The following is a 21,066-nucleotide window of genomic DNA, read 5'->3' on the forward strand; positions in this document are numbered from 1 at the left end:
AACTCTCGTCGACGTGTGCGTTTACTTTGCAGCTCAAAGCCGCTGATCGATAGGCTGGTTTGTTTCATGTGTATTCAACGCAGTCTATGGCGTTCACGCTGTCAGGGTTTACAAGAAGGTTATGCAGATGTTCCCTAGCTGTTTTTGATATTAAGACTTATCAAGTAAAGAAGGTAAGTCGTTGATTTGATTGAGGTTACTCCTAGGCGCTGATGTTGGAATGGCTTTGAATGAGCCATCGTCGATACTTAGGGCCTTCTTCAAACCTATGTAATTAAGCATGTTGCTCGACGACCAAGAATCCCAGCTCGTGCTGGTGGACTACCAAGCACGCTTGATGCCCGTGATTTTCGAGGCTGATCTGGTGTTGGCCAACGCCATGCGTTTGGCCCAAGCCGCCCACTGGATGGAGGTGCCGACTTACGGCACCGAGCAAAACCCCGACAAGCTGGGGCAAAACCCCGCCGAGTTACGCGCTTTGTGCCGCCATACCTTGGCCAAGATGAGCTTCAGCGCTTGTGCCGCTGGCCTGAGCGAGTTGCTGCGCCCAGCTGCACGTGCGCCATCTGGCAATGCCCGCAGCTTGCCCAAGCATTTGCAAAAAGCAGTGCCGCAAGAGCCCACGCGCCAAAGCATCGTCATTGCAGGCTGTGAGGCCCATGTTTGTTTGCTGCAAACGGCTTTGGATTTGCTGGAAGAAGAGTATTCGGTGTGGGTGGTGACCGATGCCTGTGGTTCACGCACCGAGCGTAACCGCGATGCCGCATTTGACCGTCTCGCAGGGGCTGGTGCCGAACTGGTGACGACCGAGATGGTGTTGTTTGAATGGCTGCGCTCTGCCGACGCTGATCCCTTCAAAGAAATTCACGCCTTGCTCAAATAAAGGGTATTCATCCACCTAAAAAGTCAGCTTGTTGCAAGTCCACGCTTCTCATAATTATGAATCCAGTACAAATTCATTTTTAGGAGAAGTCGATGGTTGCGTACGCAGATTTTCACCGCCGTTCCGTTGAGGACCGCGACGCTTTTTGGTCTGAGCAGGCCAAATTGGTGGACTGGCAGACCCAGCCACAATACATCTGCGATTACAGCAACCCACCTTTTGCCAAGTGGTTTGTCGGTGGCAAAACCAACTTGTGTCACAACGCGGTGGACCGTCACCTCAAGGACCGCGCTGAACAGGCGGCTTTGATCTTCGTTTCCACCGAAACCAATCAAGAGCACACCTACAGCTTTCGCGAACTGCATGCCGAAGTGCAGCGCATGGCTGCTATCTTGAAAGACTTGGGCGTGGTCAAAGGTGATCGCGTCTTGATTTACATGCCCATGATTGCTGAAGCGGCGTTTGCCATGTTGGCCTGTGCGCGTTTGGGGGCGATCCATTCGGTGGTGTTTGGTGGCTTTGCATCGCACTCGCTGGCGACACGCATTGAAGATGCATCCCCCAAAGTCATCGTCAGCGCAGACGCTGGCTCACGCGGCGGCAAGGGCGTACCTTACAAGCCATTGCTGGATGAAGCCATCAAGCTGTCCGCTTACAAACCAAACAACGTCATCATGGTGGACCGCAAGTTGGCGGCATTCACACCCTTGGTGGGTCGCGATGTGGATTACGCCACCGAACGCGCCAAGCACATGGATACACCCGTGCCTTGCGAATGGGTCGAATCCACGCACCCCAGCTACACGCTTTACACATCGGGGACCACGGGCAAACCCAAGGGCGTACAACGCGACACGGGCGGCTACACCGTGGCTTTGGCTGCCAGCATTCCACACATCTATCAAGGAAAACCAGGCGGTACGTTCTTTTGCACCAGCGACATCGGTTGGGTGGTGGGCCACAGCTACATCATTTACGGCCCGTTGATCGGTGGCATGGCCACCATCATGTATGAAGGCTTACCCATTCGCCCAGACGGCGGCATTTGGTGGAGTTTGGTCGAGAAGTACAAAGTCAACGTCATGTTCAGCGCACCCACGGCGATTCGTGTGCTCAAAAAACAAGACCCTTCTTTGTTGACCAAGTACGACTTATCCAGCTTGCAAGCCTTGTTCTTGGCGGGCGAGCCTTTGGACGAGCCCACGGCCAAGTGGATTTCTGAAGGCCTAAACGGCAAAGCCATCCTCGACAACTACTGGCAGACCGAAACGGGCTGGCCTATCTTGACGATTTGCAACGGTGTCGAAAAAGCCCCGAGCAAGTTTGGCTCACCTGGTAAAGCGGTGTATGGCTACAACGTCAAGCTGGTGGATGACCAAACAGGGGAAGAATTGACAGGTGCCAACCAAAAAGGTGTGCTCACCATCGAAGGTCCATTGCCACCCGGCAACTTGCAAACCATTTGGGGCGACGACAAGCGTTTTGTTAGCACCTACTGGAACACCGTGCCCAACAAACTGGTCTACAGCACCTTCGACTGGGCGGTGCGCGACGAAGACGGTTACTACTTCATCTTGGGCCGCACCGACGACGTGATCAACGTCGCAGGCCACCGCTTGGGCACCCGCGAAATCGAGGAGAGCATCTCCAGCCACCCCAACATCGCAGAGGTGGCGGTGGTCGGTGTGGCCGATCAACTCAAGGGGCAAGTCGCTATGGCGTTTGCCATCGCCAAAGACACGTCTGGTTTGACCGATGACGCGGCGCGCAAAACCTTAGAAGCCGAAGTCATGAAAGTGGTGGACAACCAGCTCGGCGCTGTGGCGCGTCCTGCTCGCGTGATTTTTGTGAGCTCCTTGCCCAAGACCCGCAGCGGTAAATTGCTGCGCCGTGCCATCCAAGCCGTGTGTGAAAAGCGTGACCCCGGTGACTTGACCACCATCGACGACCCCACCGCTTTGCAACAAATCAAAGACCAAATCGTTTGATTTGGCGCGTTCGGCTGAGTTTTCGGTGGCACAATCTTGGGTGTTGCTTGGGTCAATCCTGACCAAAGTCGCATCTGCTAACCGGTCCAGCCGTGTCGCAGAGGTTTTTTTCCAACCAACTAATGTTTCCCGCAGGGGAACGGAGGTCAGCGCAAATGAGTGAGACAACCGTCTATCAAGCCTATTCAGGCAATACCCATCTCTTCGGGGGCAACACCCCTTATGTCGAAGAGATGTACGAAAACTATTTAGCCAACCCTGGTAGCGTGCCCGATTCGTGGCGCGAATACTTTGATGCCCTGCAACACGTGCCTGCCGTGGATGGTTCGAATGCCAAAGACGTGCCGCACTTGCCCGTGATCAATGCCTTCGCAGAACGCGCCAAGGCCGGCGGCACCAAAGTCGTCATGGCCAGCGAAAACGCTGAGATGGGTCGCAAGCGCACCGCTGCGCAGCAACTCATTGCCGCTTACCGCAACGTTGGCCAACGCTGGGCTGATCTCGATCCACTCAAGCGCACAGAGCGTCCTCATATTCCTGACCTCGACCCTGCGTTCTACGGCTTCACCGATGCCGACCAAGAAACCGTGTTCGACACCAGCAATACCTTCTTCGGCAAGAACAACATGTCCTTGCGCGAGTTGCTCAACGCACTGCGTGAAACCTACTGCGGCACCTTGGGCGCCGAGTACATGTACACCTCTGAGCAAGCTGAAAAGCGCTGGTGGCAAGAGAAGCTGGAGAGCATTCGCAGCAAACCCAATTTCAACTCCGACAAAAAGAAAGCCATTCTTGAGCGCTTGACTGCGGCTGAAGGCTTGGAGCGCTACCTGCACACCAAATACGTGGGCCAAAAGCGTTTCTCACTTGAAGGTGGCGAAAGCTTCATTGCAGCCATGGACGAGCTGATTCAACAAGCCGGCCTCAAAGGGGTGCAAGAAGTTGTGATTGGCATGGCCCACCGTGGGCGTCTCAACGTCTTGGTCAACACCATGCGCAAGTTGCCCGTCGACTTGTTCGCAGAGTTTGACCACACCGCACCCGAAGAACTGCCAGCCGGTGACGTCAAATACCACCAAGGCTTCAGCTCTGACGTGTCAACCGTGGGTGGCCCCGTTCACCTGTCGCTCGCGTTCAACCCCTCGCACTTGGAAATCGTCAACCCCGTGGTCGAAGGCTCTGTGCGCGCCCGCATGGACCGCCGCGCTGACCCCACAGGCGGCCAAGTGTTGCCTGTGTTGGTCCACGGTGACTCCGCTTTCGGCGGTCAAGGTGTGAACCAAGAAACTTTGGCCTTGGCTCAGACCCGTGGTTACACCACAGGTGGCACGGTCCACATCATTGTGAATAACCAAATCGGTTTCACCACCTCGGACCCACGCGATATGCGCTCCAGCGTGTTTTGTACCGACATCGTCAAGATGGTCGAAGCACCGGTGCTGCACGTCAACGGGGATGATCCAGAAGCCGTGGTGTTGGCCACCCAGTTGGCCCTCGAATATCGCATGACGTTCCGCAAAGACGTGGTGCTCGATATCGTGTGTTTCCGCAAACTCGGCCACAACGAGCAAGACACGCCAGCGCTGACCCAGCCGCTGATGTACAAAAAAATCGCTTCACACCCTGGCACCCGCAAGCTGTTCGCCGACAAGTTGTCCACTCAAGGCTTGGGCGAGACTTTGGGCGACGACATGGTCAAGGCCTACCGCGCCGCTTTGGATGCGGGCAAGCACACCGATGATCCCGTGCTGACCAACTTCAAAACCAAGTTCACCGTGGACTGGTCACCCTTCATGGGCAAGAAGTGGACAGATGCAGGCGAAACCGCCATTCCCATGACCGAGTGGAAGCGCTTGGCCGAGAAAATCACCACCATCCCAGCCTCCGTTACACCACATCAGTTGGTGAAGAAGGTGTACGACGACCGTGCTGCGATGGGCCGTGGCGACATCCCTGTGGACTGGGGTATGGGCGAGCACATGGCGTTCGCATCCTTGGTAGCCAGTGGCTACCCCGTGCGTTTGTCGGGTGAAGACTGCGGCCGTGGCACTTTCACACACCGCCATGCGGTGATTCACGATCAAAAGCGTGAAAAGTGGGACACTGGTACGTATGTTGCCTTGCAAAACGTGACTGAAAACCAAGCGCCATTCATCGTGATCGACTCGATCTTGTCGGAAGAAGCGGTGCTTGGTTTTGAGTACGGCTATGCCTCCAACGATCCCAACACCATGGTGATTTGGGAAGCCCAGTTCGGTGACTTCGCCAACGGCGCCCAAGTGGTGATTGACCAGTTCATTGCCTCTGGCGAAGTGAAGTGGGGTCGTGTGAACGGCTTGACCTTGATGCTGCCACACGGCTACGAAGGCCAAGGCCCAGAGCACAGCTCGGCACGCCTAGAGCGCTTCATGCAATTGGCCGCTGACACCAACATGCAAATCGTGCAGCCCACCACGGCCAGCCAGATCTTCCACGTGTTGCGTCGTCAAATGGTGCGTGACTTGCGCAAGCCATTGATCATCTTCACACCCAAGTCCTTGTTGCGTAACAAAGATGCGACATCGCCTGTGTCTGAATTCACCAAGGGTTCGTTCCAAACGGTCATTCCTGAGAACAAAGCGCTCAAGGCTGACAAGGTCAAACGCTTGTTGGTGTGCTCAGGCAAGGTCTACTACGACTTGGTCAAAAAGCGTGAAGAGTTGGGTGCCGACGATGTGGCGATTTTGCGCGCCGAGCAGCTCTACCCATTCCCACACAAAGCCTTCGCTGCTGAACTCAAGAAGTACCCGAACGCCACCGAATTGGTGTGGACGCAAGACGAGCCACAAAACCAAGGCGCATGGTTCTTCGTGCAGCACTACATCCACGAAAACATGTTGCCTGGCCAAAAGCTCGGCTACTCGGGTCGCGCCGCTTCTGCGTCGCCTGCCGTGGGTTACTCACATTTGCACCAAGAGCAGCAAAAGTCGCTGGTCGAAGGTGCATTCGGCAAGATCAAAGGCTTCGTGCTGACCAAATAAATCGTTGAATCGAAACACCCAATACAGAAAGAATTGATATGGCAATCGTAGAAGTTAAAGTTCCACAGCTGTCCGAATCCGTGGCCGAAGCCACCATGCTGCAATGGAAAAAGAAAGTCGGCGAGTCGGTGGCGGCTGACGAAATCTTGATCGACATCGAGACCGACAAAGTCGTGCTCGAAGTGCCCGCACCTGCTGCTGGTGTGTTGTGCGAAATCTTGGTTGGCGATGGCGGCACAGTTGCTGCTGAGCAGCTCATTGCTCGTATCGATACCGAGGGCAAAGTGGGTGCTGCTGCGCCCGCAGCAGCGGCTCCTGTTGCCTCTACTCCCGCAGCAATCGCGCCTGCTGCCGCCGCTGCATCCAGCAGCAAAGCGGGCGTGGCCATGCCCGCCGCTGCCAAGCTCATGGCAGACAACAATTTAGCCGCTGGCTCTGTGGCTGGCACAGGCAAAGACGGTCGCGTCACCAAAGGTGATGTGCTCGCCGCCGTGCAAGGTGGCGCTTCTGGTTCAGCCGTGCAAGGCGGCGCTTCTGGTTCTGCCGTGGCTGGTGGCGTGCAGTCCACTGCCGCTGCCATTCCTACAGGCGCACCCACAAAAGCATTGCCCCAAGTAGCTGCACCTACTGTGAACTTGGGTGAGCGTCCAGAGCAGCGCGTTTCCATGACACGTCTGCGTGCCCGCGTGGCCGAGCGTTTGTTGCAATCGCAATCGACCAACGCTATTCTGACCACCTTCAACGAAATCAACATGGCGCCGGTCATGGACATGCGCAAGCGCATGCAAGAGCGTTTCGAGAAGGAACACGGCGTCAAGCTGGGCTTCATGAGCTTCTTCGTCAAAGCGGCCGTGCACGCCTTGAAAAAGTTCCCCGTGCTGAACGCTTCGGTGGACGGCAACGACATCGTCTACCACGGCTACTTCGACATCGGTATCGCCGTGGGTTCACCACGCGGTTTGGTGGTGCCCATTTTGCGCAACGCCGACCAAATGAGCTTTGCCGACATCGAGAAGAAGATTGCCGAATTCGGCGTGAAAGCACGTGACGGCAAATTGGGCATCGAAGAGATGACGGGCGGTACTTTCTCTATCTCCAACGGCGGCACCTTCGGCTCCATGATGTCCACCCCGATCATCAACCCACCTCAGTCTGCGATTCTTGGCGTACACGCCACCAAAGACCGCGCCATGGTGGAAAACGGCCAAGTCGTGGTTCGCCCCATGAACTACTTTGCGATGTCGTATGACCACCGCATCATCGACGGCCGCGAAGCTGTGCTGGGCCTGGTCGCCATGAAGGAAGCACTGGAAGATCCAGCGCGTCTGTTGTTTGATATCTGATTGAAGGATTCACATGTCTAAACAATTCGACGTCGTCGTCATTGGTGGTGGCCCCGGTGGCTACATCGCAGCGATTCGTGCTGCACAACTCGGTTTCCAAGTCGCTTGTATCGACGAGTGGAAAAACGCAGCCGGTGGCCCAGCGCCCGGTGGCACGTGTACCAACGTGGGTTGCATTCCCTCTAAGGCTTTGTTGCAGTCCAGCGAGCACTTTGAGCAGGCCAACCACCACTTCGCAGACCACGGCATCACTGTCAAGGATGTGAAGATGGATGTGGCCAAGATGATTGCCCGCAAGGACAACGTCGTGAAGCAAAACAACGACGGTATTCTTTACTTGTTCAAGAAAAACAAGGTCACGTTTTTTCACGGTCGCGGCAGCTTTGCTGGCAAGGCTGAAGGCGGCTACATCATCCACGTCGCTGGCAAAACCCAAGAAGCCATCACGGCCAAGCAAGTCATCATTGCCACGGGCTCTAACGCCCGCGCTTTGCCCGGTACACCGTTTGACGAAGTGAATGTGCTGTCCAACGACGGCGCTTTGCAAATCGGGAAAGTTGGTGGCGCAGTGCCTAAGAAACTGGCTTTGATTGGTTCTGGCGTGATCGGTTTGGAGATGGGCTCTGTCTGGCGTCGTCTCGGCGCTGATGTGACCATCCTCGAAGGTCTGCCCACCTTCCTCGGCGCTGTGGACGAGCAAATCGCCAAAGAAGCCAAGAAAGCATTCGACAAACAAGGCTTAAAGATCGAACTCGGCGTGAAAGTCGGCGAGATCGTCAACGGCAAGAAGGGCGTCACCGTCAACTACACCAACGCCAAAGGCGAAGCCATTGTGTTGGATGCTGACAAGCTCATCGTGTCCATCGGTCGCGTGCCTAACACCACGGGCCTGAATGCCGAAGCCATTGGCTTGCAACTCGACGAGCGCGGCTGCATCGTGGTGGACGGTGAGTGCAAAACCAACGTCTCCGGCGTGTGGGCGGTGGGTGACGTGGTGCGTGGCCCCATGCTCGCGCACAAAGCCGAAGAAGAGGGCGTGGCAGTGGCCGAGCGCATGGCGGGCCAACACGGTCACGTCAACTTCAACACCATCCCTTGGGTTATCTACACCAGCCCCGAAATCGCTTGGGTGGGCCGCACCGAGCAGCAACTCAAGGCCGAGGGCGTGGCGTACAAAGCAGGCACCTTCCCGTTTCTCGCGAACGGACGGGCCCGCGCTTTGGGCGATACCACAGGGATGGTGAAGTTCTTGGCTGACGCCACGACCGACGAAATCTTGGGCGTGCACATGGTGGGCCCGCAGGTGTCTGAGTTGATCTCGGAGGCCGTGGTGGCGATGGAGTTCAAAGCTTCTGCGGAAGACATCGCGCGTATTTGCCACGCGCATCCTTCGTTGAGCGAAGCGACCAAAGAAGCGGCGTTGGCGGTGGACAAACGCACGTTGAACTTCTAAAAAACTTCAAAAACTTGCGTCTCAAAGCCTGCTGGCGACAGCGGGCTTTTTTTATGGGCAAGGCACAATAGAGGCCTATGCCAGACCATCAGTCCGTTCACCAAAATTACTTCCAAGAACTCGAGCTTCGAGGCTTTCAAAGCGACCCTGCGCAACTGCGCGCGATTGATGCGCTTGAGCGTTGCGCGACCGAGTGGGTCGCTTACAAAGAGAAGCGTTCGAACTCGTTGAAAAAGTTGGTTAACCGTCCTGCGATTCCGCGTGGCGTTTACATGTATGGTGGCGTGGGACGGGGCAAAAGTTTTTTGATGGATTGCTTTTTTTCGGCAGTCCCCATTCAACGCAAAACGCGTTTGCACTTCCATGAGTTCATGCGCGAAGTACACCGTGAATTGCGTGAGTTGCAAGGCACGGTCAATCCACTCGATGTGTTGGGCAAACAAATGTCCAAGCGCTACAAGCTCATTTGCTTTGATGAGTTTCATGTGGCCGACATCACGGACGCGATGATCTTGCATCGCTTGCTCGACGCCTTATTTGACAACGGTGTGGGCTTTGTCACCACGTCTAACTTTAAGCCCGATGATTTGTATCCGGGTGGCATGCACCGCGACCGCATCATGCCTGCGATTGCGTTGCTGAACAAAGAGTTGGAAATCATCAACGTGGACAACGGTACGGATTACCGTCGCCGCACCTTAGAGCAGGTCGATCTGTATTTGCGCCCCTTAGGTGAGAAGGCCGATGCGGCCATGACGGATGCCTTCAACCGCTTGGCGGAGTGTCAAGACGAAGAGCCGCTATTGCACATCGAAGCCCGTCAAATCAAAACCCGTCGCCGCGCCGGTGGGGTGGTGTGGTTTGATTTCAAAGACTTGTGTGGTGGGCCACGTTCCCAAAACGATTACCTTGAAATCGCCAGTCAGTTTCACACCGTTTTGCTCAGCGATGTGCCCCACATGCCGGTCAACAAAGCGGCTGAAGCGCGGCGCTTCACTTGGCTGGTTGATGTGTTGTACGACCGCCGTGTCAAGCTGATGCTGTCCGCTGCTGTGCCACCTGAAGAGTTGTACACCGAAGGTCCGATCGCGCATGAGTTCCCGCGCACTGTGTCGCGTTTGAACGAGATGCAATCGGCTGAGTTTTTGGCGCTAGAGCGCCGCACCGTGGACACCTCGCTGATATGAAAAAAATAGGCTTGTCTTGGCTGCTCTGTGTTGTTACAGCTGTTGCACTGGCGCAGCCGTCGGTGGATGCGGTTTTGTCAGCGTCAGCACCCGTGGTGGCAGCCAACCAAAGTGCTGCAGCTTTTCCTTCCGAGGATGAACGCAATTTCAAAAGTGCCGATTTGTCGCGCCGACGCCAACAACTCGATGATCAATACCGGCAAGAGATGAAGCAGTGTTATCAAAATTTTGATGTCAACAGTTGTCGCCTTCAAGCGCGTGATCGACGCATTCAAGCCAATGCAGCGCTGCGCAAAGAGGAGCTGCATTTCAACGCCATAGAGCGTCAAATTCAAGGTGATGAAGCCATTCGTAGCCTGGCTGAACGCAATAGCGAAGCCGAGCGCAAAAAAGCTGAGGCCGAGCGTGCCGCTGCCATCGCCGCCGCCAAAGAGCGAACTGACGTCAACGCACAAAAACAAATCGACCATGCCTTGCAAGGCACCAAACGCGGCGAGTATGAGCAAAAACAACGCGAAGCGGCACAGCGTCGGGTCGATGCCGAAAAAAAATTACGTGAACGCAACAAAGAGCCCGCAGCGCCACTGCCTGTGCCCAGCCAATGACCCACCCCTTGCGTGACTTGGTGCAAGAGGCCTTTGCACCCCTCGGTGTTTTGGCCCGTGCCACCGATCACTTCAGCCCCCGCCAAGGGCAAACCGACATGGCCTTAGCCGTCGCTGATGTAGTTGCACACGGGGGCAGTTTGGTGGTGGAGGCGGGCACAGGCGTGGGCAAGACTTTTGCCTACCTCGTACCCGCGCTGTTGAGTGGTGAACGCGTGTTGCTTTCGACGGCCACCAAAGCTTTGCAAGACCAGCTCTTTGCCCGTGATTTGCCACGTTTGGTGCAAGCACTCAACTTACCCGTGCGTTTGGCTTTGCTCAAAGGTCGATCGAGCTACCTGTGTACGCATCGCCTAGAGATGGCGCGACGCGACACCAGCATGCCCGACCGCCATACCACGCACTTGTTGTCGCGTGTGGAAACTTGGTCCCTCAGCACCCGCACGGGCGACTTGGCAGAGTTGCCTGGCTTGGATGAGCGATCGCCCTTGATTCCACTCATCACCTCCAACCGTGAAAACTGTTTGGGCTCTCAATGCCCCAAATTCAAAACATGTCACGTCAACGCCGCACGTCGTGAGGCGCTCGGTGCTGATGTGGTGGTCATTAATCACCATTTGTTTTTTGCCGATATGGCGGTGCGTGAAACTGGCATGGCCGAGTTGTTGCCCAGCGTACGGGTGGTGATCTTTGACGAAGCCCATCAGCTCAACGAAACGGGTGTCAACTTCTTGGGCCATCAACTCGGCACGGCTCAGTTGCTGGACGTGACGCGCGACATGCTCGCCACCGGTTTGCAGTTGGCACGTGGCTTGGCGGATTGGCAAGGCGTGTGCGCAGGTTTGGAGCGCGCCGCACGCGAACTGCGGCTCATTGGCGGCAAGCGTCCTGGTGCGGTCAAACTGCGTTGGACGCAGGAAGCTCCAGAAGGCATTCACCTCGGCGTGTGGGAGCAGTCGTTGCAAGACGTCGGCGCCGCCTGTGTGCAAGCCCTGCAAGCGCTCGATACGGTGAGCGAGATCGCCCCCGATTTCATGCGCCTGCATGACCGTGTGGGTGAAATCGCTCAGCGTGTGGATGCTTTTTTAAATCCGTGCGCCCCTGATGCGGTGCGTTGGGTCGACGTCAGCGCCTCGCAAATGCGTTTGATGCAAGCCCCCTTAGACATTGCCCAAACCGTGCGCGAACGGTTGATGAAACAAAGTCCGTTGGCATCGCCAGAAGACACGTCAGACGCCCCCCCGCCTTGGCATGACGAGCCTTTGTTGCAAGAAACGTTTGCAACGCAAGACGACTCCCACGAACACGACCATCGCCTAGACGGGGCCCCTTTTGACAGCGCTATGGTCATTCGCCCTGTCGAAGACACACGCCCGCGTAGCTGGGTCTTCACCTCGGCCACCTTGGGGGATGATCCACGTTTGCGTTGGTTCACCGAGCCTTGCGGCTTAGAGTCCGCCACCATCTTGCGCGTCAGCAGCCCCTTCGATTACCCCACGCAAGCGGGCCTTTATGTGCCACGCGACATCGTGCGTCCAAATGACCCCGCGCACAGCGCACAAGTGGCCGCGATTGCCAGCGATGCGGTACGCCGCCTCGGTGGCCGTACTTTGGTACTCACCACCACCTTGCGTGCTTTGCGTGCCATTGGCGATGTGATGAAGCAGCAGCTTGACGGCACAGGCATCGAGGTGCTGGTGCAAGGTGAGTGGCCCAAACGCCATTTGATGGAGCGCTTTCGTGAGGGCACCAAAGCCGGTGAGAGCGGCTGTGTGTTGGTTGCTTCGGCCACCTTTTGGGAAGGCTTTGATGTGCCGGGTGATGCGCTGCAACTGGTCATCATTGACAAGCTGCCTTTCCCGCCGCCGCATGACCCCTTGGTCGAGGCCCGCAGCAAACGTTTAGAAGCTCAAGGGCGTAGCTCATTCAATGAATACTTTGTGCCAGAAGCGGTGGTGGCTTTGAAGCAAGGTGCGGGGCGATTGATTCGCACCGAGTCAGATCAAGGGATCTTGGTCTTGTGTGACAACCGCTTGGTGACCACTGGTTATGGTCGCCGCCTGATTGCTGCATTGCCGCCTATGCGGCCCCTGCAAAGCCATGACGACTTGGCACAGGCGCTAGAGGCGCTCAGCCAAGACCTTATTGCCAAAACTTCCACCACGACTTTTTAGCCGCCAAGCGCTCAGGGTACAAGAACACGGTGTTGGGATAGCTTGTTTCCAAGACGCGCTTGGTGTCATCGCGCAATTGGTTCAAGCCCAATTTGTCATAGGACTGGACCATGATGAACAAAGCTTCTTCCACGGCCGGCACATCGCGGTACTCTTGTACCGTAGTTTGTGCGCGATTGATCGCGGCCACATACGCACCGCGCTGGTAGTAAAACCGCGCCACATGCACATCTGAACGGGCCAGTGAGTTCTTGATAAACGCCATACGCAAACGTGCATCAACCGAATATTTGGAATCAGGAAAACGAATCAGCAACTCGCGGAACGCTTCAAACGATTCTTTGGCTTGCTTGGGGTCACGCTCAGCCAAATCTTGGTCCGTCCAAGATGAAAACAGCCCCAAGTTGTCGTTGAAGTTCACCAGTCCCTTTAAGTACAGCGCGTAGTCCAGCGCAGGGCTGGCAGGATTCAGTTTGATGAAACGATCCAACGTTGCCACGGCTTGCACAGGCTCGTTGGTTTTGTACTGTGCCCAAGCTTTGTCGAGCTGAGCTTGTTGTGCTAATAAGGTACCTGCGGCGCGCCCTTCGAGTTTTTCGTACATGCCAATCGCTTTGTCATAAGCGCCAGCAGTCATTTCATCTTTGGCTTCGTTGTAGAGCTTGTCAATGCTCCAATCTTTGGTTGGATCGTAGTTACTGTCGGCGCATCCTGTGAAAAGAAGAGTGATGGTCAGGCCCAGAGCCATCCATACCGTCGATAATTTAAGTCGTAACACCACAGGTCAACCTCTTGAAGCAAAGTCAAACTATTCTATCGGCACAGCCGTCATCTCCAACCGCTATGTCGGAAGATGTTTTACTTGATGAACATATCGATCTCATCGACGGCCCAGAAGTAGAAGCACGCGAACTTGCGATTCCGGCTGAGCTGCATGGTGAGCGCCTTGACCGTGCCTTGGCCGTGTTGCTGCCCGAGTTTTCGCGCAGCTACTCGCAGCAGTTGCTCAGCGAAGGCTGTGTGTCTTGTTTGCAACCCCTTGCGCGCGTGATGACCAAAGCCTCTGCCAAGGTACGCATGGGTGAGCGTTACCAACTCATCTTGAAGCCCACACCCCAAAGCCAAGCCTTCAAGCCAGAAGACATCCCGCTGCATGTCATTCACGAAGATGAAGACCTGCGTGTCATCTTCAAACCCGCAGGCTTGGTTGTCCATCCAGCGCCTGGCAACTGGAGCGGCACCTTGCTCAACGGCTTACTGGCCTTAGACCCGCAAGCCGTGATGCTGCCGCGTGCAGGCATCGTGCATCGCTTAGACAAAGATACCAGTGGCTTGATGATCGTGGCGCGAACCCGCCGCGCCATGGACGCCTTGGTCGCCATGATTGCTGGGCGTCACGTCCATCGCGAATACTTGGCCGTCGCCTACCGTAAATGGAACGGCGGTCCCGTCCGCGATGTCGTTGCTGCCATTGGTCGCGACTACCGCAACCGCTTGCGCATGGCCGTAGTCGACTTAGAGCGCTTGCCTGGCAAAGAAGCTCACACCACCTTTGAATGCCTGAGCAGCCAAGAAGAAGCCTGCTTGGTGCAATGCACTTTGCACACAGGCCGGACCCATCAAATTCGTGTCCACATGGCGCACTTTGGGCACCCGTTGGTGGGCGATTCGCTCTACGCGGGCCCTATGACGCTGGGCATTGACCGCCAAGCCTTGCACGCCTTCCGCCTGAGCTTTGACCATCCCATCACGGGCGAACTGCTCAAGTTTGAAGCGCCGTTGCCTAACGACATGGTCAATTTACTGGCCGGTTTAAACCTCAAGCGCCCCGAATAGGTCTTTCAAGCCACCTCCGCTACAATCTGTGCTCACGCTTGTGAAAGCGGTGAGCCCTTTGGCTCTGACTTTGGCGGTGCCCCGCATTGCCCTTACCAGCCTCGAGATGAATTTTCGTAGGCCATTTCCTCGAACCTTGACCCGGAACTCTCACGATGAACACCGTGGATGCCAAGCGCGTACTTGAGACCGCTCTGATTTGTTCGCACCAACCGATTCAGATTCGCGATTTGCGTGTGCTGTTCTCTGACGCGTTAGGCGCAGACACGATTCGCACTTTGCTGGAAGAGTTGCAACTCGACTGGGCACAGCGCGGTGTAGAACTGGTGCAAGTAGCTACGGGTTGGCGCTTTCAAAGTCGCCCAGAGATGCGTGAGTTTTTAGACCGTTTGAACCCCGAGAAGCCACCCAAGTACTCCCGCGCGGTGATGGAGACCTTGGCCATCGTCGCCTACCGCCAACCCGTGACGCGTGGCGACATGGAGGATGTGCGTGGCGTGACGATCAACTCTTTGGTGCTCAAGCAATTGGAGGACCGTGGTTGGGTGGAGGTGATTGGTCACCGCGAGACGGTAGGACGTCCGTCTTTGTACGCCACCACCCGTCAATTCTTGGACGATTTGGGTCTGGCTTCGCTTGATCAACTGCCTGTGTTTGACAGCGCCCAAGCGCAAGCCAATGCTTTTGCCCGTTTGGGTGAAGACGACCCGTCGCTGCAACTCAACATGGTGCTTGAGTCATCCGAGTCTGCCGAAGGTGAAGCGGCCGCCACGGTCGATGTGGACTTGGCAGAGATAAGCTCCACAGCGCTGCATGACGACGCCCCTATTTTTGAACTTTCCTCACCCAGAGACCCCGCCCCAACTGGCGATGACACGCATGAGCACTAAACACCACGACCTGGGTGGCCAGCCTACCGAATCACACGACGAATTTTTGAACGACGACGAAACCGCTTTTGACTTTGAAGACGTGGTCTCTGGCGAGTTCGACGCCGAACTGATCCGTGCCGAAGCCGCACCCGAAAAACGCGTGTTGTTGCCACAACCCGAATCGCCCAAGTTGCACAAAGTTTTAGCCCAATCGGGCTTGGGCTCGCGCATCGAGATGGAACGCCTGATTGCCGAAGGCCATGTGGCCGTCAACAACGAAGTGGCTCACGTGGGGCAACGCGTGCAGTTTGGTGACCAAATCAAGGTCAATGGCCGTCAGCTCAAGGTGCGCATTGCACCGCCACCCCCCCGCGTGATTGCTTACCACAAGCCTGCGGGCGAAGTGGTGACCACCGATGACCCTCAAAACCGTCCCACGGTGTTTCGCCGCTTGCCGCGCCTGTACCAAGGCAAGTGGCAGTCTGTGGGTCGCTTGGACTTGAACACCGAAGGCTTGTTGCTGTTCACCAGCTCAGGCGAATTGGCCAATCAGCTGATGCATCCACGTTTTGGTTTGCAACGCGAATACGCGGTGCGTTCGCTGGGCAAACTGAGCAAAGACCAAAAAGAACAACTCATCACCGGCATCGAGTTGGATGATGGCCCCGCGCAATTTGGCTCGATCGAAGAAGGCGGTGGCGAAGGTTCCAACTGCTGGTACCGCGTGACCATTTCAGAAGGCCGCAACCGCGAAGTGCGCCGCATGTTTGAAGCCGTCGGTCACGCCGTGAGCCGTTTGATTCGTATTCGCTACGGCGCCATGGTGTTGCCTCGCGGCTTGAAACGCGGAGCCTTTGTGGAGCTGGGCGAGCGTGACATCCGTGCTCTGATGGAGGCGGCGGGCGCAGAAGCTCCGATGCAAAGTGGCCCTTCGCGCCATGACCGCAGCGAGCGCGCCAACAGCCGCCGTCGCGGCAACAGCATTGGCCCACGCCCATCGACGCCGCGTATCGCTGAAGACCGCAACAGTGGCCCCGAGCGGTTGGTGCGCACCGAGCGTCGACGGGGCGGCAAGCCACCAGAGCGTGCGCCGCAACCTGACCCGATGCAAACTTCCGTGGGCTACATCGGTGCGGACAGCTATGCGGTGGAACGTCAACGTAAAAAAGATGGCCAAAAAGCCTTCAAAGCTGGCTTGGTCGGTGGCTCACGTCCATCGAGTGCCGCACCGCGCAGAGGTGGTTCAGCCGGCGGTAGTTTTGGTGGCGGCCGCTCGGGTGGAGGCAACACGGGCGGGGCGGGTGGCAATCGTGGCCGAGGCGGGCGCTAAATCGCACGCAAGATGCACGCAAAACGCTTGCGCGCTCAAGGGAAATCCCTTCAAGTGGTTAAAATAGCAGGCTACGCGCATGGCGCACAAAAATTTCAATCACAGTCAATACAGGGAAACTCCAAATGACCGAACGCACTCTCTCCATCATCAAGCCTGACGCTGTTGCTAAGAACGTCATTGGCCAAATCTACGCACGCTTTGAAGCGGCTGGCTTGAAAGTGGTGGCTGCTCGCATGGCTCACCTCTCACGCGGTGAAGCTGAAGCGTTTTACGCTGTGCACAAAGCACGTCCTTTCTTCAAAGATTTGGTCGACTTCATGGTCTCTGGCCCCGTCATGATCCAAGTGCTCGAAGGCGAAGGCGCAATTTTGAAAAACCGTGATTTGATGGGCGCGACTAATCCTAAAGACGCAGCACCTGGCACCATCCGCGCTGACTTCGCCGACAGCATCGATGCCAACGCCGTGCACGGTTCTGACGGTCCAGAAACAGCAGCAGCTGAAATCAGCTTCTTCTTTGCTGGCATGAACGTTTACGGTCACTAAGAGGCAATGGGCGTCGCTGCTTGCAGCCACGCCTACGCAAAAAATGACGGCCAACCTGCTTGATTTTGATCTCGGCGGTTTGGCCGTTTTTTGTGAGCGCTTGGGCGAGAAGCGCTTTCGCGCGACGCAGCTGTTCCGGTGGATCCACCAAAAAGGCGCACAAGACTTTGATCAAATGTCTGATCTCGCCAAGTCGCTGCGTGAAAAGCTGAAAACCTGCGCACAGGTTCAGCCGCTTCGCCCCATTTCCAGACACGACTCCGCCGACGGCACCATCAAGTGGTTGTTCGACGTGGGCGACGGCAATGCCGTCGAGACCGTGTTCATTCCCGAAGATGACCGAGGCACCTTGTGTATCTCGTCACAAGCGGGTTGCGCGGTGGGCTGCCGTTTTTGCTCCACCGGTCATCAGGGGTTCAGTCGCAACCTCACCACGGGTGAAATCTTGTCGCAGCTGTGGTTTGCCGAGCACACGCTGCGCCAACAGTTCAACACCACCGAACGCGTGATCTCCAACGTGGTGATGATGGGCATGGGCGAGCCGCTGCAAAACTACAGCGCTTTGGTCCCTGCTTTGCGTTCTATGTTGGACGACCACGGGTATGGTTTGTCGCGTCGCCGTGTGACCGTCTCCACATCGGGTGTGGTGCCCATGATGGACCGCTTGGGCGATGACTGCCCAGTGGCTTTGGCAGTGTCGCTGCACGCACCGACCGACGCTTTGCGCGACAACTTGGTACCGCTCAACCGCAAATACTCCTTGCACGAGTTGATGGACGCTTGCCGCCGTTACTTGGCGCATGCCCCACGCGACTTCATCACATTTGAATATTGCATGTTGGACGGCGTCAACGACCAGCCCGAGCATGCGCAAGCTTTGATTGACTTGGTCAAACCCAAACGCGGGCAGGACGAAGGTGTGCCTTGCAAGTTCAACTTGATTCCGTTCAACCCATTCCCTGCATCGGGTCTCACACGTTCGAGTGCGGCCACGGTCAAAGCCTTTGCGGCGCAACTGAGTGACGCCGGCATCATCACCACGGTGCGTAAAACACGCGGTGACGACATTGACGCCGCCTGTGGCCAGCTCGCCGGCGATGTGAAAGACCGCACCCAAGTCGACGCGCGCATGGCCAAGCAACGCGTGATTCCACTCACACAGGTGTCGTCGTGAGTGGGGTGCGTTTGCTTTTGTGTGTGGGCTTGTCCGTGAGTATGTTCCTGATTGTGCTGGGCTTGAATGCGTGCAGCACCTCGACGGCGCGACTCGACCGCCTCACACAAGCAGAGCCAGACCACACGCGCCAACGTGCCATGCGTCGCCTGAGTCTAGCCAGTGCCTATTACGAGCAAGGTCAAACCGAGGTGGCGCAGCAAGAAGTGCGTGCAGCTTTGCAAATTGATCCAGATTTTGCGGATGCGTACAGCTTACTGGGCCTGATTCACCAGCGTGATAACCGACCTGTGTTGGCGCAGCAAAGTTTTGAGCAAGCGGTGCAGCTAGCCTCTGGGCCCAATGTGCGTGTGGCAGATTTGGCTGCGATAGAACATAACTACGGCTGGTTCTTGTGCCAACAAAACCGTTTCGATGAAGCGCAAATCCAGTTTGACCGTGCGGTGTCTCGAGCGAGCTACCGCCAAGTCGACAAGACTGTGGGCGCCATTCGTTTTTGCAAAGATCGCGCAATGATGCAAACAGGCGCCTCCAAAAGTAATAATTGACATCCACTTATCCTATGGGTGTTGTGTGAAAGCTCAGCGCCTAGATAAAACTTCAAGACAGATGACAGAAGAAACCTACACACCTACAACGCTTAGCGTGACTGCTGGTGAATTGCTGCGCCAGCACCGTGAAAACCGTGGACTCAAGCTGGAGGCTTTGGCGCAAGTCCTGCGCGTCTCACCCGCCAAGCTCAAAGCCTTAGAGGCCGACCGTTTAGATGAGTTGCCCGACACAGTGTTCGCCCGTGCTTTGACTTTGGCGGTTTGTCGTCATTTGAATGTTGATGCCTCGCCCGTGTTGGCCTTGTTGCCGAGCCAAGATGTCTCGCGTTTGGCTACTAAAAACGAGCGTGGGCTAGATTTTCCGCTGGACCGTCCTTCGTTTTTGCCTCAGTCCAGCTTCCTTGTTGTCGCACGGTTATTTACGCCGATGCGTTGGGCTGCTTTGGTGGTGTTGTCGTTGGCGTTGATCTTGGGTTTTTGGCCTGACATTCACACCTTGCTTGTTTTTAAAGAAGAGCCTGCCACCCATGTGGTTGAGCCCCCTGTGTCTTTGCCTGTCGTCACCCTGCCGCCTTCTGAAGAGGTTGCTCCAGAGGCGCAAACCCAATCCAGCAATATGGTGTTGACCACGGTTCACTCAACGGCCGTAACAGCCCAATCCGTTACGGCTGCTGTACCTGCTGCTAGCACACCCAAGGCCGCAGATGCCCGCTAACACCCCCACGCAAGGGATTGCCTTGTCAATACCCAAAGCACGTCGCAGTTTGCAAGCGCGTGTGACTTGGGGCGACCATGTGGTCACCGTGGGGGGGGATGCGCCTGTGCGCGTGCAGTCCATGACCAACACCGACACGGTGGATGCGATTGGTACGGCCATTCAAATCAAAGAGTTGGCCTTGGCGGGTTCTGAGTTGGTCCGTATCACGGTCAATACGCCCGAAGCCGCCGCCGCTGTGCCGCATGTGCGCGAGCAACTCGACCGCATGGGCATCCACGTTCCATTGATTGGTGACTTCCACTACAACGGCCACCGCTTGCTCACCGAATTCCCCGATTGCGCACAAGCTTTGTCCAAGTACCGCATCAACCCTGGCAATGTGGGCAAGGGCGATAAACACGACAAACAGTTCGGTCAGATGATTGAAGTCGCCATGCGCTACAACAAAGCGGTGCGAATTGGTGTGAACTGGGGCAGCCTAGACCAAGAGTTGCTCGCCAAACTGATGGACGATAACGCCCAACGTGTGCACCCCTTCGATGCCAAGCAAGTGATGTACGAAGCCCTCATCACCTCGGCAATTGATTCAGCCAAGTTGGCGCAAAGCATGGGGATGTCCCCTGAACAAATTTTGCTGAGCTGCAAGGTCAGTGGCGTCCAAGACCTGATTGCGGTCTACCGCGAACTTGCCCAACGCTGTAACTACCCGCTGCACTTGGGGCTCACTGAAGCAGGCATGGGTACACGCGGCACAGTGGCCTCTACCACTGCTTTGTCTATCTTGCTGCAAGAGGGGATTGGCGACACTATCCGTGTCTCATTGACGCCGCAGCCTGGTGAAGCGCGCACACAAGAGGTGGTGATTGCTTCTGAAATTTTGCAAGCCCTCGGCCTGCGTACCTTTGTGCCCAGTGTGACGGCTTGCCCCGGCTGTGGCCGTACCACCAGCACCACCTTCCAAGAGTTGGCGAAAACCATTGATGACTTTTTGCGCGCCCAAATGCCGGTGTGGCGCAAGCAGTACCCAGGTGTGGAAGACTTGAAAGTGGCCGTCATGGGCTGCATTGTCAACGGTCCTGGCGAGAGCAAACATGCAGACATTGGCATCAGCTTGCCCGGCAACGGCGAAGCACAGGCAGCCCCCGTGTTCATCGACGGCGAAAAAGCCCTGACTTTGCGTGGTGACAACATTGCCCAAGAGTTCCACCAGATTGTTGAAAACTACATTGAAAAACGCTTTGCACCACGTGCATGAAGCTGGGCTGCATTTGCCCCATGAACGTCTTGTCCTTATTAACGCCTGCGCCCATCTACTGTGACGACCGATAACCCAATACCCCCCGCTAAACCTCGCAAAGCCCAAGCACTTGTGGCCGTCAAAGGC

Annotated in this window: 17 protein-coding genes; 16 read left to right on the forward strand and 1 reads right to left on the reverse strand. The window is 56.3% G+C overall.

Annotated elements, in window-relative coordinates; all coding sequences use genetic code 11:
• Positions 1-280: 280 nt before the first annotated feature.
• The 8 genes from RMS03_RS05435 (at position 281) to RMS03_RS05470 (ending at position 12,653) form a co-directional block, all read left to right on the forward strand.
• Positions 281-883, forward strand: a complete 603-nt coding sequence (locus RMS03_RS05435; RefSeq protein WP_310626081.1) for an isochorismatase family protein — start codon at positions 281-283, stop codon at positions 881-883.
• Between the two features lie 92 nt (positions 884-975).
• Positions 976-2,871 (forward strand): propionate--CoA ligase, encoded by a 1,896-nt coding sequence (locus RMS03_RS05440; RefSeq protein ID WP_310626082.1) that lies wholly within the window; start codon positions 976-978, stop codon positions 2,869-2,871.
• Positions 2,872-3,026: 155 nt separating this feature from the next.
• Positions 3,027-5,891: a 2-oxoglutarate dehydrogenase E1 component gene (locus RMS03_RS05445; protein ID WP_310626083.1), complete on the forward strand. Its 2,865-nt coding sequence runs from the start codon at positions 3,027-3,029 to the stop codon at positions 5,889-5,891.
• Positions 5,892-5,929: 38 nt separating this feature from the next.
• The gene (odhB, locus tag RMS03_RS05450; RefSeq protein WP_310626084.1) at positions 5,930-7,234 is read left to right on the forward strand and encodes a 2-oxoglutarate dehydrogenase complex dihydrolipoyllysine-residue succinyltransferase; all 1,305 of its coding nucleotides are present in this window, start codon (positions 5,930-5,932) and stop codon (positions 7,232-7,234) included.
• Between the two features lie 13 nt (positions 7,235-7,247).
• Positions 7,248-8,687, forward strand: coding sequence for a dihydrolipoyl dehydrogenase (lpdA, locus tag RMS03_RS05455; RefSeq protein ID WP_310626085.1), 1,440 nt, complete (start codon positions 7,248-7,250; stop codon positions 8,685-8,687).
• 77 nt (positions 8,688-8,764) lie between these two features.
• A complete protein-coding gene (zapE, locus tag RMS03_RS05460) occupies positions 8,765-9,874 on the forward strand; it encodes a cell division protein ZapE (RefSeq protein ID WP_310626086.1) in 1,110 nt (369 codons plus the stop codon).
• Positions 9,871-10,479, forward strand: a complete 609-nt coding sequence (locus RMS03_RS05465; RefSeq protein WP_310626087.1) for a hypothetical protein — start codon at positions 9,871-9,873, stop codon at positions 10,477-10,479. Before zapE ends, RMS03_RS05465 begins: the two co-directional genes overlap by 4 nt.
• Positions 10,476-12,653 (forward strand): ATP-dependent DNA helicase, encoded by a 2,178-nt coding sequence (locus RMS03_RS05470; protein WP_310626088.1) that lies wholly within the window; start codon positions 10,476-10,478, stop codon positions 12,651-12,653. The genes RMS03_RS05465 and RMS03_RS05470 overlap by 4 nt, the downstream gene beginning before the upstream one ends.
• Here the strand turns inward: RMS03_RS05470 and RMS03_RS05475 are convergent.
• Positions 12,622-13,431: an outer membrane protein assembly factor BamD gene (locus RMS03_RS05475; RefSeq protein ID WP_310626123.1), complete on the reverse strand. Its 810-nt coding sequence runs from the start codon at positions 13,429-13,431 to the stop codon at positions 12,622-12,624. The genes RMS03_RS05470 and RMS03_RS05475 overlap by 32 nt on opposite strands.
• 65 nt (positions 13,432-13,496) lie before the next feature.
• On the opposite strand from RMS03_RS05475, the gene RMS03_RS05480 reads away from it, so the two are divergent.
• From RMS03_RS05480 to ispG, 8 genes are all read left to right on the forward strand, one after another.
• Positions 13,497-14,489 carry an RluA family pseudouridine synthase gene (locus RMS03_RS05480; protein ID WP_310626089.1) on the forward strand — a complete coding sequence of 331 codons (993 nt, stop codon included), beginning with the start codon at positions 13,497-13,499 and terminating at the stop codon, positions 14,487-14,489.
• A 155-nt stretch (positions 14,490-14,644) separates the two neighbouring features.
• Positions 14,645-15,379 carry an SMC-Scp complex subunit ScpB gene (scpB, locus tag RMS03_RS05485; RefSeq protein WP_310626090.1) on the forward strand — a complete coding sequence of 245 codons (735 nt, stop codon included), beginning with the start codon at positions 14,645-14,647 and terminating at the stop codon, positions 15,377-15,379.
• Complete coding sequence (locus tag RMS03_RS05490) at positions 15,303-16,691, forward strand: pseudouridine synthase (RefSeq protein ID WP_405023505.1); 1,389 nt, start codon at positions 15,303-15,305, stop codon at positions 16,689-16,691. The genes scpB and RMS03_RS05490 overlap by 77 nt, the downstream gene beginning before the upstream one ends.
• Positions 16,692-16,816: 125 nt before the next feature.
• Positions 16,817-17,239: a nucleoside-diphosphate kinase gene (gene ndk, locus RMS03_RS05495; RefSeq protein ID WP_310626092.1), complete on the forward strand. Its 423-nt coding sequence runs from the start codon at positions 16,817-16,819 to the stop codon at positions 17,237-17,239.
• A gap of 43 nt (positions 17,240-17,282) precedes the next feature.
• On the forward strand, positions 17,283-18,413 hold the full coding sequence (gene rlmN / locus RMS03_RS05500; RefSeq protein WP_310626093.1) for a 23S rRNA (adenine(2503)-C(2))-methyltransferase RlmN: 1,131 nt from the start codon (positions 17,283-17,285) through the stop codon (positions 18,411-18,413).
• Between the two features lie 41 nt (positions 18,414-18,454).
• Positions 18,455-18,961, forward strand: coding sequence for a tetratricopeptide repeat protein (locus RMS03_RS05505; RefSeq protein WP_310626124.1), 507 nt, complete (start codon positions 18,455-18,457; stop codon positions 18,959-18,961).
• Positions 18,962-19,022: 61 nt separating this feature from the next.
• Positions 19,023-19,679 (forward strand): helix-turn-helix domain-containing protein, encoded by a 657-nt coding sequence (locus RMS03_RS05510; RefSeq protein ID WP_310626094.1) that lies wholly within the window; start codon positions 19,023-19,025, stop codon positions 19,677-19,679.
• A complete protein-coding gene (gene ispG / locus RMS03_RS05515; protein ID WP_310626095.1) occupies positions 19,669-20,937 on the forward strand; it encodes a flavodoxin-dependent (E)-4-hydroxy-3-methylbut-2-enyl-diphosphate synthase in 1,269 nt (422 codons plus the stop codon). The genes RMS03_RS05510 and ispG overlap by 11 nt, the downstream gene beginning before the upstream one ends.
• Positions 20,938-21,066 lie beyond the last annotated feature (129 nt).

Source organism: Limnohabitans sp. (genome assembly GCF_031538885.1).
Lineage (GTDB): Bacteria > Pseudomonadota > Gammaproteobacteria > Burkholderiales > Burkholderiaceae_C > Limnohabitans.

Coding starts and splice junctions, on each gene's coding strand:
- RMS03_RS05440 (WP_310626082.1), top strand. CDS start 976: ATGGTTGCGTACGCAGATTTTCACCGCCGTTCCGTTGAGGACCGCGAC.
- zapE (WP_310626086.1), top strand. CDS start 8,765: ATGCCAGACCATCAGTCCGTTCACCAAAATTACTTCCAAGAACTCGAG.
- RMS03_RS05435 (WP_310626081.1), top strand. CDS start 281: ATGTTGCTCGACGACCAAGAATCCCAGCTCGTGCTGGTGGACTACCAA.
- scpB (WP_310626090.1), top strand. CDS start 14,645: ATGAACACCGTGGATGCCAAGCGCGTACTTGAGACCGCTCTGATTTGT.
- RMS03_RS05490 (WP_405023505.1), top strand. CDS start 15,303: ATGACGACGCCCCTATTTTTGAACTTTCCTCACCCAGAGACCCCGCCC.
- RMS03_RS05510 (WP_310626094.1), top strand. CDS start 19,023: ATGACAGAAGAAACCTACACACCTACAACGCTTAGCGTGACTGCTGGT.
- RMS03_RS05470 (WP_310626088.1), top strand. CDS start 10,476: ATGACCCACCCCTTGCGTGACTTGGTGCAAGAGGCCTTTGCACCCCTC.
- RMS03_RS05445 (WP_310626083.1), top strand. CDS start 3,027: ATGAGTGAGACAACCGTCTATCAAGCCTATTCAGGCAATACCCATCTC.
- odhB (WP_310626084.1), top strand. CDS start 5,930: ATGGCAATCGTAGAAGTTAAAGTTCCACAGCTGTCCGAATCCGTGGCC.
- lpdA (WP_310626085.1), top strand. CDS start 7,248: ATGTCTAAACAATTCGACGTCGTCGTCATTGGTGGTGGCCCCGGTGGC.
- ndk (WP_310626092.1), top strand. CDS start 16,817: ATGACCGAACGCACTCTCTCCATCATCAAGCCTGACGCTGTTGCTAAG.
- ispG (WP_310626095.1), top strand. CDS start 19,669: ATGCCCGCTAACACCCCCACGCAAGGGATTGCCTTGTCAATACCCAAA.
- rlmN (WP_310626093.1), top strand. CDS start 17,283: ATGACGGCCAACCTGCTTGATTTTGATCTCGGCGGTTTGGCCGTTTTT.
- RMS03_RS05480 (WP_310626089.1), top strand. CDS start 13,497: ATGTCGGAAGATGTTTTACTTGATGAACATATCGATCTCATCGACGGC.
- RMS03_RS05505 (WP_310626124.1), top strand. CDS start 18,455: ATGTTCCTGATTGTGCTGGGCTTGAATGCGTGCAGCACCTCGACGGCG.
- RMS03_RS05465 (WP_310626087.1), top strand. CDS start 9,871: ATGAAAAAAATAGGCTTGTCTTGGCTGCTCTGTGTTGTTACAGCTGTT.